Raw genomic sequence first — 15234 nt, 5'->3', positions numbered from 1 at the left:
GTTCCTTTCGGGTGGTGACTTGCAGGGTCAGTTCGCCGGGGATCCGGCGGTGTCCGCGTCGGGCCAGGAGGCGGTAGCTTGTGTGACCACGGAGGGCCCGCGGACACCGCCCATCGGATCGGTCCGGCGGAGGCGGGCGACCAACGGATAGATCTGGCAACCCAGGCAGATCTCGAACGCGGCGTTCAGGAACGCCGCGAACAGGGCGAAGCCGGCGAACACCGCGCCGACGACGGTGGAGCCGACCAGGAAACCCAGCAGGCTGACGGCACTGAATACCAGGCCGAGTAATTGGGCGAACCGCAGCGGGGCCACTGGTTCGGTTTCGAGGGTCGGACCCAGGCGCGGCGCGACGAACGCGGCGAAGATGCGGCCGTAGGGATGTCGCCGCGGTCCGTAGGCCGCGCCGATCGCGAAGACCGCCGCCTGCACGGCGATGAGCACCGCGGCGAGCGGCGTCGAAACGGCGGCGGCGAGCAGAACCAGAACGAGCGCGCCGGTGGTGACCCACGCCGCGAAGCGTGGACCGCGTACATCGACTAGAGCTGGATTTGCGGCGCTCCCTGCCCCTGCGTGGTTACGCAAGCTACCGTCTCCGGGCCTGAGGAAGTGCCGCAGGGACGGAATTCCGGTCTCAACCAACGTGTTTCGGGAATTTGTAGACATTGTGCGTGCTCCTGCGCTGAATTTCGCTGTTGGCGGGAAAAATGCCAGTTCGCCGGGGGATCAAAGATCACTCGCACGACGGACGCAGGTCGGCATCAGAAATTTTGCGGGAGCCGACCGCTCAGCCACACAGGCAGCAACAACCACCGAGGCGACACAGATCAACTGTGCGGCGTCGGGTGAGCATCAGCTCGTGGTTGGCTTGCACGCAGAGCAGTTTACCTGGTTCTGCCGGAGAATTGGACCCGGGGTTCGTCACAGTTGCTACAAACCCTTGTCACGCCCTGGTTTTCCACCGTCAGCCGCGATCCACCGGAAGAGTTATCCCACGGTCAGCGGCTCGAGTGCGGTGCGCAGGTCCGCGGACTTGGGGACGCCGGAGATCCGGAACCGTTCCCGCCCTTCGATATCGAAGACGAAGGTGGTCGGCAGCGAGAGCACGTTCAGTTCCTTGGCCAGCGCGGGTTCGGCATCGATATCGACCTCGATATCCAGCGGTGGTCGCGGCGATCCGGACAATTCCTCGGTCACCCCGGCAACCACGTGGCGCACCGCGGTGCAGGGTCCGCACCAGTCGGCGGAGAAGTGCAGCACCGCAGGGCCCGAGTGGTCGGCACCGACCGATGCCAGCAGATCGGTACGCGCCGACTCGACCTGTGCCTTGGTGTCGCTCGCGCGCAGCTTGCCGTCGCGGCGCTGCAGCACCACGCCGACGGCCACGGCGGCAAGCACCACTGCCAACAGGATTGTGATTTCAGTCATGGTCGCCGCAATCTGTCCAGGTCGATGGTCACGTTCTCGGCCTTGCCCTCGATGACGATCTGTCCGCCCTGTGCGGACACCTTCGTCGGCCGCAGCCCGAACGGCAGTTCGTTCGTATCGATGGTCCGGGTGAACGACTCGAGCACCTTGGGGCGGTCGCCATCGGTGACGACCGCGGTCGTCGTGGCATCACCCGTGCCGTGGTAGATGCTGGTCGCGATGATCTTCACCTGATCGCCGTCGACCGTGAGGTCTGCCGTCACACTCACATTGTCACCGCCGAGCGGCGCGCCCGGCTTGGTCGGCGTCTTGCCCGGCATGGTTCCGGTGAGCAGGAGTTGCCCGCCGGTGGTCATGCCGGACCCGCCCGATCCGCCCGTTCCGTCGGATTTATCCCCCGGCGCCGAATGTACTTGCAGGTCCGGAATTTTGAACAGCCTGCCGAGTTCGGTCGGCTCGAGCCGCATCTGCCCCTCGACCCGATCCACCGGCACCGCGCTCACATTCCCGTCGGTGAGATCGCCCATGGAAAGGTGCGCTCCGGTCAGCTTCGCGCCGACCGAAATCTCACCCGGGATATCGGGGCGCATGATGCGCGCGCGAATATCGACGGTCTGGTACCGACCGTTGAGCGCCTGGGTGAAAAACGGGAACCCATAAATGATCACGTCGGGATCCGCGGTGAGGTCCGCGCCGACACGCAGGGCACGCGAAACGCGGTACTCGGAGTAGGCGGCGGTGCCGAAATCGACGACTACCGCCAGTACTGCGAGGCACAGCAGCCCGATGATCAGCTTGCGCATGCGGGCCACACTACTTGGCATGCTTTTCGGGTATCGAATGTCTCGCCCGAGATGCCACACTAACCCCGGATAGCGAGGTCATCGGGGTTCACGCGCTAATCTTGCATCCGATTACCTGTGACTAGCGACGTGCCCCGGCGGTGTGGCTGTTTGCCCGGAGCTACTAGATGGGAGGAGGGCTTGTGGAGCTGCTCCTGCTGACTTCCGACCCCAACCCAGAGTCGGTACTGCCCGCACTGTCGCTGCTGGCGCACCATGTGCGCCCGGCGCCGACCGAGGTTGCGTCCCTGCTCGAGGCGGGGACCGCGGATGTCGCGCTGGTCGACGCACGTACCGACTTGGCCGCGGCCCGCGGCCTGTGCCGGCTGCTCGGCAGCACCGGCTCATCGGTCCCGGTGGTCGCCGTGCTGACCGAGGGCGGACTGGTCGCCGTCAATGCCGACTGGGGTCTGGACGACATTCTGCTACCCGGTACCGGACCGGCCGAGCTGGACGCCCGGCTGCGCCTGCTGGTCGGCCGCAATGGCGGTGTCGCGAGCCCGGAGAACACCGGCAAGATCACCCTCGGCGAATTGATGATCGATGAGGGCACCTATACCGCAAGGTTGCGCGGTCGCCCGTTGGATCTCACCTATAAGGAATTCGAACTCCTCAAATACCTTGCGCAGCATGCGGGCCGGGTCTTCACCCGGGCTCAGTTGTTGCAGGAGGTCTGGGGTTACGACTTCTTCGGTGGCACCCGCACGGTCGACGTGCATGTGCGACGCCTGCGGGCCAAACTCGGCAGCGAATACGAATCGCTGATCGGCACCGTCCGCAATGTCGGCTACAAGGCCGTCCGCCCCGCACGCACCAACACCAAGGGCGAACACATCACCTTTGCCGACGACGAATCCGCCGAGGGCACCGACGATTCTCCGTCCGTCACCGTCAACGGTTCCGTCTCGTAGTCGCGCGAGATCGCAGGGAATCCATGGCGGTATTCGTCGTAAAGCCACACCACCAGTTCCACCTGACCTCGAGCCGATGGAATGGCGCGCTGGATTCGCACGTTCATCGCGGTGACGGGTTCGACGAGGGAGACGCTCATGGGTGAGACGACGCTGCGATGGAACGTGGGGCTCGATGCCTCGGTGGCGCGGGCGGTGCGTGAACTGTTGGAGCGAGCGAGTGCCGCGGACGGTGTTGCGCCGGTCTCCGAACAGGCCGTGCTTTCGCTCGTCGCGACCGATTCCGCGGCCGAACATCTGCTGGCGCTGCGTGACGGTGTCGTCGCCGGGTACGCGAATCTCGTTCCCGCACATAACGAACACCCCGCAATGACGGAGGTCGCCGTCGATCCCGCCGCGCGTGGCCATGGCATCGGTGCGGAATTGGTCTCCGCGGCGCTGGCGAAGGGCGGACCGGGTGCTCGGGTCTGGGCGCACGGAAATCGGCCCGCCGCCGCAGCGCTCGCGAACCGGCTTGGACTGCGCATCGCACGCGAGTTGTGGCAGATGCGACGGTCGCTGGCAACGCCAGAGCTACCGGAGTTGGTCATGCCGGAAGGTATCGCGTTGCGGATCTACGAAGGGCCCGCCGACGATACCGAACTGTTGCGCGTCAATAACGCTGCCTTCGCCTGGCATCCGGAACAGGGCGGATGGACCCGGCGTGATATCGAGGTCCGGCGCGCGGAGTCCTGGTTCGACCCGAAGGGCTTGTTCATCGCGGTGGATCGGGCCGATCCGGAGCGCATCCTCGGATTCCACTGGACCAAGGTGCATTACGAGGAGAACCCGCCGGTCGGCGAGGTCTATGTGGTCGGCATCGATCCGGCCGCGCAGGGGCGGGGACTCGGCCGCCTGCTCACCCTCGCGGGCCTGCGCTACCTCCGCGAACGTGGGCTGTCGGAGGTGCTGCTCTATACCGAGGCCGATAACACTGCGGCCGTGCACACCTACACACGACTCGGCTTCGTCACGGCGCATGTCGATGCCGCGTATTCGGCCGCCGACTGAATATCAGGCGGACCGCCGGGGGTACTCGAGTAACGCCGGGGCAAATCTCACACGCAACGGTCGCAATCGCGCCGGGCTGTTCACCTGTCGTTCACCCAGCCTGGTCCAAATGTCAACCGAACGACCTTACGTTACATAAGGGCGGCACCGTTGCCGCCTGGTGCGCGAGTTCCTCGCGAACGGCACCACGAAACCCGCCCGGGCCGGTGAGGGACCGGGCGTGTCGAACGCGATTCCCCGGAGGAAGAAGTGAACTTCAAGCGCAGCAGCGCCCTGATCGGTGTGCTGGCCGCCGTCGCCATGCCTCTGGCCGCCTGTGGCAGTGACGACAACACCTCTGCCAGCGGCGATTCCACCGCCAAGGTCGATGTCGCCTGCGGCGGTAAGAAGGCCCTCAAGGCCAGCGGTTCCTCGGCCCAGAAGAACGCCATGGACCGTTTCGTCGCCGCTTACGAGGCCAACTGCAGCGGCTCCACGCTGAACTACACCTCCAGCGGTTCCGGCGCCGGCGTCAACGAATTCCTCGGCGGCCAGACCGATTTCGCCGGTTCCGACTCGCCGCTGAGCGCCTCGAAGGGTGAGCCGGCCAAGGCGCAGGAGCGCTGCGGCGCCCCGGCATGGAACTTGCCGACCGTCTTCGGCCCGATCGCCATCACCTACAACATCGACGGCGTGACCGATCTGGTGCTCGACGGCCCGACCGCCGCCAAGGTGTTCAACGGCACCGTCGCGACCTGGGACGCCCCGGAGATCAAGGCGCTGAACCCGACCGCCAAGCTGCCCTCGGACAAGATCGCGGTGATCTTCCGCAGCGATGAGTCGGGCACCACCGACAACTTCCAGCTCTACCTGGACGCCGCCTCCGAGGGGGCGTGGGGCAAGGGTGCGGGCAAGACCTTCAACGGCGGTGTCGGTGAGGGTTCCAAGGGCAACGAGGGCACCTCGGCCGCCATCAAGACCACCAAGAACTCGATCACCTACAACGAGTGGTCGTTCGCCAAGGCGCAGAACCTGTCCATCGCGCAGGTCGTCACCTCGGCCGGCAAGGATCCGGTCAAGCTGAGCCCGGAGTCCGCGGCCAAGGCCGTCGACAGCGTGAAGATCAAGGGTGAGGGCAACGACCTGGTGCTCGACACCTCGTCGTTCTACAAGCCGACCGCGGCCGGTGCCTACCCGATCATCCTGCCGACCTACGAGATCGTCTGCTCGAAGTACGCCGACGCCGATACGGCCAAGGCGGTCAGGGCCTTCCTGACCTCGGCCGTCAATAATGGCCAGCAGGGTCTGGACACCGCGGGCTACGTCTCGATCCCGGACAAGTTCAAGACCAAGCTGACCACCGCGATCAACGCCATCAACTGATAGCCGCAACGCCATGACCGTGCACCATGAGGTGTCCGCCGCGGACCAGTCGGACTCGACTGGTCCGTTGGCGGCTGGAGATACTGCCCCTATGTCGAGTGAACCGAGCACCGAACCGGCCTCACCGAAGGATCCGGCGGCGACACCGGCCAGGAAAGGCCACAACCAAGGGGCCGAGGTTATCTTCCGGTCGCTTGCCACCGCAGCGGGTGCCACGGTCGTGGCGGCCATCGCACTGATCGCCCTATTCCTCTTGATCCGGGCCTGGCCCTCGATCATGGCGAACGAGGCGAACTTCTTCACCAGCAGCGAGTTCAGCACCTCCAATGCCGACCACCTGCGGTTCGGCATTCGGGACCTGCTCATGGTCACGGTGCTGAGCTCGATGCTGGCGCTGGTGATCGCGGTGCCCATCGGCGTGGGCATCGCGCTATTCCTGACCCACTATTCGCCGAAGTCGATGGCGCGTCCGTTCGCGATGCTCGTCGACCTGCTGGCGGCGGTGCCGTCGATCGTATTCGGTCTGTGGGGCTTCCTGGTGCTCGCGCCGAAGCTCGAACCCGTAGAGACATTCCTCAACGAAAAGCTCGGCTGGTTCTTCCTGTTCGCCGACGGCAATGTGTCGATCTCCGGGGGCGGCACCGTCTTCACCGCGGGCGTGGTGCTCGCGGTGATGATCCTGCCGATCATCACCTCGGTCTCGCGCGAGGTCTTCAACCTGACGCCCGTCTCGCATATCGAAGCCGCGCAGGCGCTCGGCGCAACCAAATGGGAAATGGTGCGTATGACGGTGCTGCCCTACGGTCGCAGCGGTGTGATCGCCGGATCCATGCTCGGCCTCGGCCGCGCGCTCGGTGAGACGATCGCGGTGTTGGTCATCCTGCGCACCTCGGCGCAGGCCGGAAACTGGTCGCTGTTCGACGGCGGCTACACCTTCGCCTCCAAAATCGCCGCCGCCGCTTCGGAATTCAGTCAGCCACTGCCGACCGGTGCCTATATCGCGGCTGGCTTCGTGCTGTTCGCACTGACCTTCATCGTCAATGCGCTGGCGCGGCTCGTATCCGGTGGAAGGGTGAACGGGTAATGACCACCACGACGACTCTCGACAAGCCGGTCAAGGCGGCCACCTTCCGGCATGTCAGCACGGCTCGCCGGGTCAAGAACAATATGGCCACCGCGATGGTCTGGCTCTGCTTCGCGATCGCACTTGTGCCGCTGATCTGGGTGCTGTTCATGGTCGTGTCGAAGGGCATCGACTCGGTCGTCTCGCCGGATTGGTGGCAGAAATCGCAGAAGGGTATCCTGCCGGATCAGACCGGTGGCGGTGTGTACCACGCGATTTACGGCACCATCGTGCAGACCGTTGTCGCCGCGATCCTCGCGGTGCCGCTCGGCATCATGGCCGCGGTGTACTTGGTCGAATACGGCCGTGGCGTGCTGGCCAAGGTGACCACCTTCATGGTCGACATCCTCGCGGGTGTGCCGTCCATCGTCGCGGCCCTGTTCATCTTCGCGCTGTGGATCGCGACATTCGGCTTCCCGCAAAGCTCCTTCGCGGTATCGCTGGCGCTGGTGCTGCTGATGCTGCCGGTGGTGATCCGCAGCACCGAGGAAATGCTGAAGCTGGTACCCGACGAGTTGCGCGAGGCGTCCTACGCACTCGGAATTCCCAAGTGGAAGACCATTGTTCGGATCGTCGTGCCGACCGCGGCGCCCGGCATGATCAGCGGTATCCTGCTCGCGCTGGCCCGAGTCATGGGGGAGACCGCGCCGGTGCTGGTGCTGGTCGGCTACAGCAAGTCGATCAATACCAATCTCTTCGACGGCAATATGGCCTCGCTGCCGCTGTTGATCTACCAAGAGTTGGCGAATCCGGAGCCTGCGGGCCGGGCGCGCGTGTGGGGTGCGGCGCTGACGCTGATCCTGCTGATCGCCCTGCTGTACGCGGCGGCCGCCGTCGTCAACAAGCTGCTCACGCGGAACCGATGATCGCATGAGCAGGTCCGGCCCGGAGGAGGCAGCTTGCGTAACCACGTAGGGCCCACGCTCATGCACATTCAAATACAGCGAACGGATATTCAGAGATGGCCAAGCGGATCGACGTCAAAGACCTGAACATCTACTACGGCAAATTCCATGCCGTCGCCGATGTGGACCTGACAGTGCTGCCGCGTAGCGTGACCGCATTCATCGGCCCGTCGGGTTGCGGTAAGTCCACGGTGCTGCGTTCGCTCAACCGGATGCACGAGGTGACCCCGAGTGCCCGCGTCGAGGGCGCGGTGCTGCTGGACGGCGAGGACATCTACGGCTCCGCCGTCGACCCGGTCGGCGTGCGCCGCACCATCGGCATGGTGTTCCAGCGCCCGAACCCGTTCCCTACCATGTCGATTCGCGACAATGTGGTGGCCGGGCTGAAGTTGCAGGGCGTGCGCAGCAAGAAAGAGCTCGACGAGGTCGCCGAGCGTTCGTTGCGCGGGGCCAATCTGTGGAACGAGGTCAAGGACCGGCTGGACAAGCCGGGCGGCGGCCTCTCCGGCGGTCAGCAGCAACGTCTGTGCATCGCGCGCGCCATCGCGGTCTCGCCCGATGTGCTGCTGATGGACGAGCCGTGTTCGGCGCTGGACCCGATCTCCACCTTGGCGATCGAGGACCTGATCACCGAGCTGAAGAAGGAATTCACCATCGTCATCGTCACGCACAATATGCAGCAGGCCGCGCGCGTGAGTGATCAGACCGGCTTCTTCAACCTGGAGGCCCAGGGCAAGCCGGGCAAGCTGATCGAGATCGACGATACCGAGAAGATCTTCTCCAACCCGGGGCAGAAGGCGACGGAGGATTACATCTCCGGCCGCTTCGGATAGGCTCCCTCGCCTTCCCGGATCTTCAGGTGCCAGACTCAGGTGCGGGAAGGCGATGTTGGCGGCCAGCGGTATGAGCGGATCAATTCAGCCCGTACCCGGCGAGTTACCCATGTGCTAGCGCAATCAGTTGAACCCGCTGTATCGAAAAGGCCCGCGTCTGACGCGGGCCTTTTCGATATTTCACACCGCGGCGTCGGAATCCGGCGGCAGCTCGCCGGTCACCAGGAAGATCACCCGGCGGCCGATCTCCACGGCGTGGTCGGCGAAGCGCTCGTAGTAGCGGCCGAGCAGCGTGATATCGACGGCCGCGGCGACGCCGTACTTCCAGTCGCGATCCATCAGCAACGTGAATAGATGACGGTGCAGATCGTCCATCGCCTCGTCGTCCTCGTTGAGCTGCGCGGCGCGCTCCGGATCGCGGGTCTCGAGCACCTCCTCGGCGCTGGCGCCCATATTCACGGCGATGCGGCCCATTTCCGCGAAGTAGCCGTTCACCGCCTCGGGCAGCGCGTGGTTGGGGTGGCGGCGCCGGGTCACCTTGGCGACATGCAGTGCCAGCGCGCCCATCCGGTTGACATCCTGGACGATCTGGATCGCGCTCACCACCTGCCGCAGATCACCCGCCACCGGTGCCTGCAGCGCTAGCAGGGCAAACGACTTCTCCTCGGCATCGGCGATCATTTCGGCGATCCGGTCGCCCTCGGTGATCACCGACTCGGCCAGAGCCAGATCGGCCTGGAGCAGAGACTGGGTGGCCCGCTCCATCGCCGAACCCGCCAGACCGGCCATCTCGCCCAGCAGGTGGGCAAGGTCGGCCATTTGCTCGTTGTAGATGACACGCATGAAAACAGACACTAGTGCCATGTGCTGACCTAGTCACCAACACGGGGTTAATGGGTGGTGCCAAACGATAGCGGGGGCGTTGCCCCAGCTCGGAGCGGCTCTTACTTGCAGGTTTCGTCGGCGGCGTTGACGTGCTCGAGGTCCGAGGGCAGTGTGACCGGTTCCGCACTCGATACGGTGACCGAGACGTTCGGGATCGGATCACCGACCGGTGTAGGAGTCCGAATGGTCGGGTTATCGGCGCCGATCACGACCTCGACGATGCCACCGAGACTATTCGACTGCTCCATTGTCGCGCCGGGCAGGGAACTGGCCACCGTGGCCGCCTCGGCCTCGTGACCGGCCCCGAAACGCACCCTGGTGGCGACCTCGGAATTGCCGCCGGAGTAATTGCCGGTGTTGTAGATCTGGAAGCCCTGATTGCCGAGCTTGGTCGCCGCCTTACTGGCCGCGCCGGACGTCTCCGAACCATTGGAGACCAGCAGCGATACCGTGCTCGGATCGACCGCGATCAGCTTCGGCGGCGCCGGCTGGGCCGACGGGATCGAACCGGGGGCCGGGGCCGACTTCTTCTCACCGGGCAGCGGCTGGTCATCGATGATGGCGCGGAAGATCGCCTTGATATCCGAATCACGCGGAATCTCGTTGCCGTAGGAGGTGGTGCCCGCGGTCGGGATGGTCAGGAAGGTGACCGCGCCCGCGTCGACCTTCTGCAGCGAACGGCCCAGGGTCAGCAGGTCGGTCGGTTGCACCTTATCGACGAAGGTGTGGGCGGTGAATGCGGAGATGAAGCCGTTCAACTTGCCGGGATCGAAGAGCACCCGGCTCGACAATGCGCTGCGCAGCAGTGAGGCCAGGAACCGCTGCTGCCGGTTGATCCGGTCGTAGTCGCTGCGTTCCTCGCCATAGACGTGTCTGGCGCGCACGTAGTTGAGTGCGGTCTCGCCGTTGATGTGTTGGTGGCCCGAATTTTCCAGCACGGTGCCGAGGATGCCGTCGATGATCGGCTTGGGCGTGCAGACATCGACGCCGCCGACCTGATCGACCATCGCCTCGAATCCGGCGAAGTCGATGCCGATGAAGTGTCCGATGCTCAGGCCCGTCATCTTGCGGATGACATTGACCAGGCACTTCGGTCCGCCGAGCGCGTACACGGCATTGAGCTTGTCGCCCATGGCCGAGGGGAACACCTCATTGGTGTACTCGGCCTTGTCGTTATCCCAGCCGTTGCACTGCGGCCGGGTGACGTCGAGATCGCGGGGGAACGAGACGAGCACCACACGTGAGCGGTTCTTGGGGATGTTCACCAGCATGACGGTGTCGGCGCGGGCGCCCTCGGCGTCGTCGACGCTGCCCGCGCCCACCTGTCCGTTGGCGCCCGCGCGGGTGTCGGTGCCGACGAGCAGGTAGTTCTCGTCGCCGAGCTGGGCGCCGGAGTCGAGCACGTCTTCCGGGTGGTCGTCGAAGGCGGAAACCTGGGTGAAGCCGTTGGCGGTCGAGCGTAGATAGCTCCAGCCGCCGCCGGTGACCAGCAGTGCGACCACCGCGGAAATTGTCAGGGTGGCCCGGCCCGCGACCTGCAGCCGCCTATTGCGGCGCTGTCGACTCGCCGCGAGCCGCGAAAGGCCGACGCGGGTGGATGCGGCAGCGGTTTTCGGGGCATCGGAATCGGTGGTCGGCCAGCCGCTGGTGCGCGTCTTCGCGGGCGGGGTGTCCTCGACCGGGTCGATGATGTCGGTGACCACCTCGGGCGCCTCTTTCGCGCCGGATACGGTCGAGGCGCGGCGTTTGGCCGGACGCGCGGCCGTCGTCGGAGTGCCCGCGATGTCGTCGACGACCGGGGAGGCCCCGGACCGGCGGGCGGCGTCGGCCTTGGCGGCCGATGGGCGGGGTGCGTCGCCCTTGCGTGCGGCTGGGGTGCTCGACGTGCGGGGTGCGTCGGCGTTGCGTGCGGCCGGGGTGCTCGACGTGCGGGGTGCGTCGGCGTTGCGCCCGGCAGGCATAGCCGATGTACGCGGTGCGTCCGCTTGACGTACGGATGGGCCGCTCCCTGTGCGCGGCGGAATATCGGCTTGTCGTGCGGCTGACTCCGGCGGCTTGGGGGCAGCCCGATTCGCGTGCGTGGGCGGCGTGTCCGGTGTTGTTGGTCGACGTCTGCGCCCGCTGCGTTCGTTGTCGACCCGCTGGACCAGGTCCTGAACGGTCAGCGGGGCCGAGCCGGAGTCGGGATCGTTATGTCGGGATCTGCGGGACGACCGTGCGCCGTCGTGGTCGGGGTAATCCTCCGCGGGAGAGCGCTCCCACGGGGCGCGACCTCCGGGCCGTGGCGACTGCCCGTGCCGATCGTCACCCACCTACGAACCTCGCTTCGTCTCTGCTGCCGTTCGGCCGCTTTCGACCGGCATGACCGATTCCGCCAATGATAACGATTCCGCCACGGTCAGCCAGCCCAGTGCGGACTCGACAGGCCGAGTTCGCATTCGGCATCCGAATGTGTGCTGGTCGGAGAGTACTCGAGGATCGGATAACGGTGCGATTGCGGAAAAAGGTCAGCCGCCGCTGTGCATCAGATCCGCGCCCGCGGGGACGGCCGGATCGTCGGGATCGTCGAGCCAGCCGTGCGGCAGCGCCACCTTGCCCGGCGAACCCTGGCGCCCGCGTGGGCCCTCGGCGTCGCGGGGGAACGGCGCGGTCGGGTCGAGTTCGCCGATGAGGTCCTGCAATCGAGTGAGGCTCGACACCGTGGCGAAGGAACGGCGCAGGTCCGCGCCGACCGGGAAGCCCATCAGATACCAGGCCATATGCTTGCGCAGATCGCGCATGGCCTTGTCCTCGCCGAGGTGTTCGGCGAGCAGGGCGCCGTGCCGGTACAGCACCTCGCCGACGCGGCCGAGATTCGGCGCCTCGGGCAGTGCCTCGCCGCGCAGCGCGGCCTGCAATTCGGCGAACAGCCACGGGCGGCCGAGGCAGCCGCGGCCGACAACGACACCGTCGCAACCGGTTTCGTCCATCATGCGCACCGCGTCGGCGGCGGAAAAGATGTCACCGTTGCCGAGCACCGGAATCGTTGTGACGGCCTCCTTGAGCCGGGCGATGGCCGTCCAGTCGGCCTGGCCCGAATACCGCTGTGCGGCGGTGCGGGCGTGCAGGGCGACGGCCTCGGCGCCCTCGGCCTCGGCAATGCGGCCCGCGTCCAAGTAGGTGAGGTGGTCGTCGTCGATGCCGATGCGGAACTTCACCGTGACCGGAACACCGGCCGGTTCGGCGCCGGAAACCATCGCCTTCACGATCTTGCTGAACAGCGCGCGCTTGTACGGCAGCGCCGCGCCGCCACCCAGTCGCGTGACCTTCGGCACCGGGCAGCCGAGGTTGAGATCGATGTGATCGGCCCAGCCCTCGCCGACAATGATGCGCACGGCCTCGCCCAGTGTGGCCGGATCCACACCGTAGAGCTGCATCGAGCGTGGATGCTCGTCCGCGTCGAAGGACATCATGTGCAGCGTCTTCTCATTGCGCTCGACCACGGCCCGCGCGGTGATCATCTCGCACACATAGATAGAGGTAGCGCTGCCGAACTCCCGGCACAACTTGCGAAACGCCAGGTTGGTGATGCCCGCCATCGGCGCGAGCACCACCGCCGGATCGACCGAGTAGGGGCCGATTCGCAGTTGTGGTCGGGTCTCGATGGCGGCTGTCATGTTCTTCAGTCTGTCAGATTCCATCTCGTGGCCGAGGTCACCGTAGGTGGCTTCGGCATCGGGTGAAGCGATGGTTCGGCCGGTCTCGGCTGCACGTGCGGCGCTGATCAGATCGTCGACGCCGTTGCGATATGCCTGCGCGGCGCGTGCGGGCGATGGGTTGGGCGCGCCATAGTTCGTATCGATGTGATCAGCGAGATTTTCGCCGTTGATGATCTTGACCGGTTCGGCTGTCCAGGCCGCGCACGTAAAGGCGCTGTGCTGCGCGGGCGACCAAAGTGCCTTCCGCGGAGCGGATTTCGGTTACGTGGGTGGTCACCGAACATCCCTCGGCGTCGATACTCGCGCGGATGATGTCGGTCTCAGCGGGGGTGAGTTCCATGGTGGCACTGACCGTTCCGCGCCCCGGGGACAGGAATTCGATGGTTCCCGTGGTATTCCAGATGCGGTGGCCGGGGCCGAGTTGGCCTGCTGCCATGACGGCGTAGAAGGGGTCGGTCATGGCGAAGAGCGTGCCGCCGAACGCGGAGTGGTTGAGGTTGGAGTTCCAGGGGCGGACGCGGTGGGCGACCGTGATGGCGGTCCAGTCGGGGGTTACTCGGGTGACTCGAACGCCGGCGAAGAGCAGAGGTGGGTAGAGGCCCATCACGAGGCGGAAGCGGGCGGGACTCGCGAGGGAGAGCGGGATGGGAGTGCGTTGCCGTCGGGGGAGTGGGGAATCCGATCCGGGCATGGCGCAGCCTTCCGTGTCGATGGGTCAGGCGGGTACGACGTATCCGGGCGGGGCGTCGCCCAGGAATGCGGGGACGCAGGGGACACGATTCCACTGTGGTCGGGGAAGGGCCGGGCGAGGCGGGATCGGATTGGATGTCTGCGGGGCTGGGCCGACGATGATGTGGGCGTTGGTGCCGATGATTCCGAAGGAGCTCACGCCCGCCAGTGGGCCGGATTCGGTGGTCAGCCAGGGCATCGACCGATTGGAGAGCTGAATATCGTTGCCCTTCAGTTCGATTCGCGGGTTCAGGGTGTCGAATTGCACCAGGGGCGGGACGGTTCGTTCACGGACCGACAACAGCGCCTTGAGCAGGCCGATCGCTCCGGATGCCGCTTCCAGGTGTCCGAAGTTCGTCTTCACCGAGCCGACGTGGAGGGGTTTGCCGCCATTGCGGGCGGCGAGCGCTGCCACGATCGCACTCATCTCGATGGGGTCGCCAAGGGCGGTGCCCGTGCCATGGGCCTCGATCAGACCGAGATCGGCTGCGCTGCAACCGGCGTCGGCGAGCGCGGTTTCGATCACCCGGCGTTGCGCTTCGGCGTTCGGGGCGCTGAAACCGGAGGTGCGGCCGTCCTGATTCATTGCGACGCCGTGGATCACGCCCAGGATAGGGTCGTGGTCGCGTTCCGCGTCCGCCAGGCGTTTGAGGACGAGCAGGGAACAGCCCTCGCTGCGGACGAAACCATTGGCGCGGGCGTCGAAGGTCCGGCACAGGCCGTCCGGGGAGAGCGAGCCGGTGCGGTTGATGGCGCGGGTGGATCCGGGCGCCAGGATGAGATTGACGCCGCCGGCCAGGGCGATGTCGACTTCCCCGCGGCGCAGGGACTGCACGGCGTGGGCGACGGCCACCAGCGCAGAGGAGCACGCCGTGTCGAAAGCTACTGCGGGGCCGGTGAATCCGAAGGTGTAGGCGATACGACCTGGGGCGAAACTGTGGCCGTTGCCGAGTGCCCAGTTGGCGTCGGCGTACTGGCCGGCCCAGTCGGCGTAGTCTTGGCGGCCGGTGATGCCGACGAAGGTGCCCACCTGTTCGCCGCGCAGCGTAGCTGGGTCGATACCGCTGTCACACAGGGCTTCCCAGGCAACTTCCAACAGCAGGCGGTGCTGCGGGTCGATAGCCTGCGCCGCACGGGGCGTGATACCGAAGAATTCCGGATCGAAATCGAGAGCGTCATGGATGAAGCCGCCACGCAATGGCAGTTGCGCCCACTCGTCCTCGAACGGCCAGCGGCGGTGCATGGGCATCTCGCCGATCATGCCGCGGCCCTCGAGCAGGGCCGACCAATAGCCGTCGAGGTCGCAGATCCCGCCGGCGAGGCGCAGTCCGGCACCGATGACCGCTGTCGGGCCCGTCTCGGAGCGCTGAGCCAGTTCGGCCCGTAATCGCTTGATGGTCTCGGTGGCGCGGCGCAGGGCGGCACCCTGCGGTGCGCCGGTCTCCGATTCGTCCATATTGTCTCTCCT

The 15234-nt window shown here is 66.0% G+C and carries 14 protein-coding genes; 6 read left to right on the top strand and 8 right to left on the bottom strand.

The genetic code is table 11. From position 1 onward, the window contains the following. Positions 1–27: 27 nt before the first annotated feature. From AB0J29_RS22790 to AB0J29_RS22780, 3 genes are all read right to left on the bottom strand, one after another. Positions 28–585, bottom strand: a complete 558-nt coding sequence (locus tag AB0J29_RS22790) for a DUF4395 domain-containing protein (RefSeq protein ID WP_364789543.1) — start codon at positions 583–585, stop codon at positions 28–30. A 402-nt stretch (positions 586–987) separates the two neighbouring features. Next, positions 988–1428, bottom strand: coding sequence for a thioredoxin family protein (locus AB0J29_RS22785; protein ID WP_364789540.1), 441 nt, complete (start codon positions 1426–1428; stop codon positions 988–990). Continuing rightward, positions 1425–2231: an LmeA family phospholipid-binding protein gene (locus AB0J29_RS22780; protein ID WP_364789537.1), complete on the bottom strand. Its 807-nt coding sequence runs from the start codon at positions 2229–2231 to the stop codon at positions 1425–1427. Before AB0J29_RS22780 ends, AB0J29_RS22785 begins: the two co-directional genes overlap by 4 nt. 182 nt (positions 2232–2413) lie before the next feature. Between AB0J29_RS22780 and AB0J29_RS22775 the strand changes: the two genes are divergently transcribed. The 6 genes from AB0J29_RS22775 (at position 2414) to pstB (ending at position 8454) form a co-directional block, all read left to right on the top strand. Continuing rightward, positions 2414–3181 (top strand): response regulator transcription factor, encoded by a 768-nt coding sequence (locus AB0J29_RS22775; protein WP_364789534.1) that lies wholly within the window; start codon positions 2414–2416, stop codon positions 3179–3181. 138 nt (positions 3182–3319) lie between these two features. Next, the gene (gene mshD, locus AB0J29_RS22770) at positions 3320–4231 is read left to right on the top strand and encodes a mycothiol synthase (RefSeq protein ID WP_364789531.1); all 912 of its coding nucleotides are present in this window, start codon (positions 3320–3322) and stop codon (positions 4229–4231) included. Between the two features lie 249 nt (positions 4232–4480). Beyond that, positions 4481–5593, top strand: a complete 1113-nt coding sequence (pstS, locus tag AB0J29_RS22765; RefSeq protein ID WP_364789528.1) for a phosphate ABC transporter substrate-binding protein PstS — start codon at positions 4481–4483, stop codon at positions 5591–5593. A gap of 91 nt (positions 5594–5684) precedes the next feature. After that, positions 5685–6677, top strand: a complete 993-nt coding sequence (gene pstC, locus AB0J29_RS22760; RefSeq protein ID WP_364789525.1) for a phosphate ABC transporter permease subunit PstC — start codon at positions 5685–5687, stop codon at positions 6675–6677. After that, a complete protein-coding gene (pstA, locus tag AB0J29_RS22755) occupies positions 6677–7582 on the top strand; it encodes a phosphate ABC transporter permease PstA (RefSeq protein ID WP_364789522.1) in 906 nt (301 codons plus the stop codon). The genes pstC and pstA overlap by 1 nt, the downstream gene beginning before the upstream one ends. 95 nt (positions 7583–7677) lie before the next feature. Continuing rightward, complete coding sequence (pstB, locus tag AB0J29_RS22750; RefSeq protein WP_364496443.1) at positions 7678–8454, top strand: phosphate ABC transporter ATP-binding protein PstB; 777 nt, start codon at positions 7678–7680, stop codon at positions 8452–8454. A 180-nt stretch (positions 8455–8634) separates the two neighbouring features. Here the strand turns inward: pstB and phoU are convergent, their stop codons facing one another. The 5 genes from phoU to AB0J29_RS22725 form a co-directional block, all read right to left on the bottom strand. After that, on the bottom strand, positions 8635–9297 hold the full coding sequence (gene phoU / locus AB0J29_RS22745) for a phosphate signaling complex protein PhoU (protein WP_364789583.1): 663 nt from the start codon (positions 9295–9297) through the stop codon (positions 8635–8637). Positions 9298–9398: 101 nt separating this feature from the next. Next, complete coding sequence (locus AB0J29_RS22740; protein WP_364789519.1) at positions 9399–11300, bottom strand: LCP family protein; 1902 nt, start codon at positions 11298–11300, stop codon at positions 9399–9401. Positions 11301–11846: 546 nt separating this feature from the next. Continuing rightward, positions 11847–12995, bottom strand: coding sequence for a tRNA dihydrouridine synthase DusB (gene dusB / locus AB0J29_RS22735; RefSeq protein ID WP_364789516.1), 1149 nt, complete (start codon positions 12993–12995; stop codon positions 11847–11849). Between the two features lie 190 nt (positions 12996–13185). Then, entirely contained in the window at positions 13186–13728 is a 543-nt protein-coding gene (locus AB0J29_RS22730; protein ID WP_364789513.1) for a DUF4442 domain-containing protein, read from the bottom strand. A 24-nt stretch (positions 13729–13752) separates the two neighbouring features. Continuing rightward, on the bottom strand, positions 13753–15222 hold the full coding sequence (locus AB0J29_RS22725) for a polyketide synthase (RefSeq protein ID WP_364789510.1): 1470 nt from the start codon (positions 15220–15222) through the stop codon (positions 13753–13755). Positions 15223–15234 lie beyond the last annotated feature (12 nt).

The sequence above is a fragment of the Nocardia sp. NPDC049707 genome, from assembly GCF_040674855.1.
Taxonomy (GTDB): Bacteria; Actinomycetota; Actinomycetes; order Mycobacteriales; family Mycobacteriaceae; genus Nocardia.
Note: the sequence above shows the minus strand (reverse complement) of the source record. Positions and strands in the feature narration are given on the sequence as shown.

Excerpts from the sequence above, each read along its gene's own strand:
- dusB (WP_364789516.1), bottom strand. The coding sequence starts at position 12,995 with ATGACAGCCGCCATCGAGACCCGACCACAACTGCGAATCGGCCCCTAC.
- AB0J29_RS22740 (WP_364789519.1), bottom strand. The coding sequence starts at position 11,300 with ATGCCTGCCGGGCGCAACGCCGACGCACCCCGCACGTCGAGCACCCCG.
- AB0J29_RS22725 (WP_364789510.1), bottom strand. The coding sequence starts at position 15,222 with ATGGACGAATCGGAGACCGGCGCACCGCAGGGTGCCGCCCTGCGCCGC.
- pstA (WP_364789522.1), top strand. The coding sequence starts at position 6,677 with ATGACCACCACGACGACTCTCGACAAGCCGGTCAAGGCGGCCACCTTC.
- mshD (WP_364789531.1), top strand. The coding sequence starts at position 3,320 with ATGGGTGAGACGACGCTGCGATGGAACGTGGGGCTCGATGCCTCGGTG.
- phoU (WP_364789583.1), bottom strand. The coding sequence starts at position 9,297 with ATGCGTGTCATCTACAACGAGCAAATGGCCGACCTTGCCCACCTGCTG.
- AB0J29_RS22785 (WP_364789540.1), bottom strand. The coding sequence starts at position 1,428 with ATGACTGAAATCACAATCCTGTTGGCAGTGGTGCTTGCCGCCGTGGCC.
- pstB (WP_364496443.1), top strand. The coding sequence starts at position 7,678 with ATGGCCAAGCGGATCGACGTCAAAGACCTGAACATCTACTACGGCAAA.
- AB0J29_RS22730 (WP_364789513.1), bottom strand. The coding sequence starts at position 13,728 with ATGCCCGGATCGGATTCCCCACTCCCCCGACGGCAACGCACTCCCATC.
- AB0J29_RS22780 (WP_364789537.1), bottom strand. The coding sequence starts at position 2,231 with ATGCGCAAGCTGATCATCGGGCTGCTGTGCCTCGCAGTACTGGCGGTA.
- pstC (WP_364789525.1), top strand. The coding sequence starts at position 5,685 with ATGTCGAGTGAACCGAGCACCGAACCGGCCTCACCGAAGGATCCGGCG.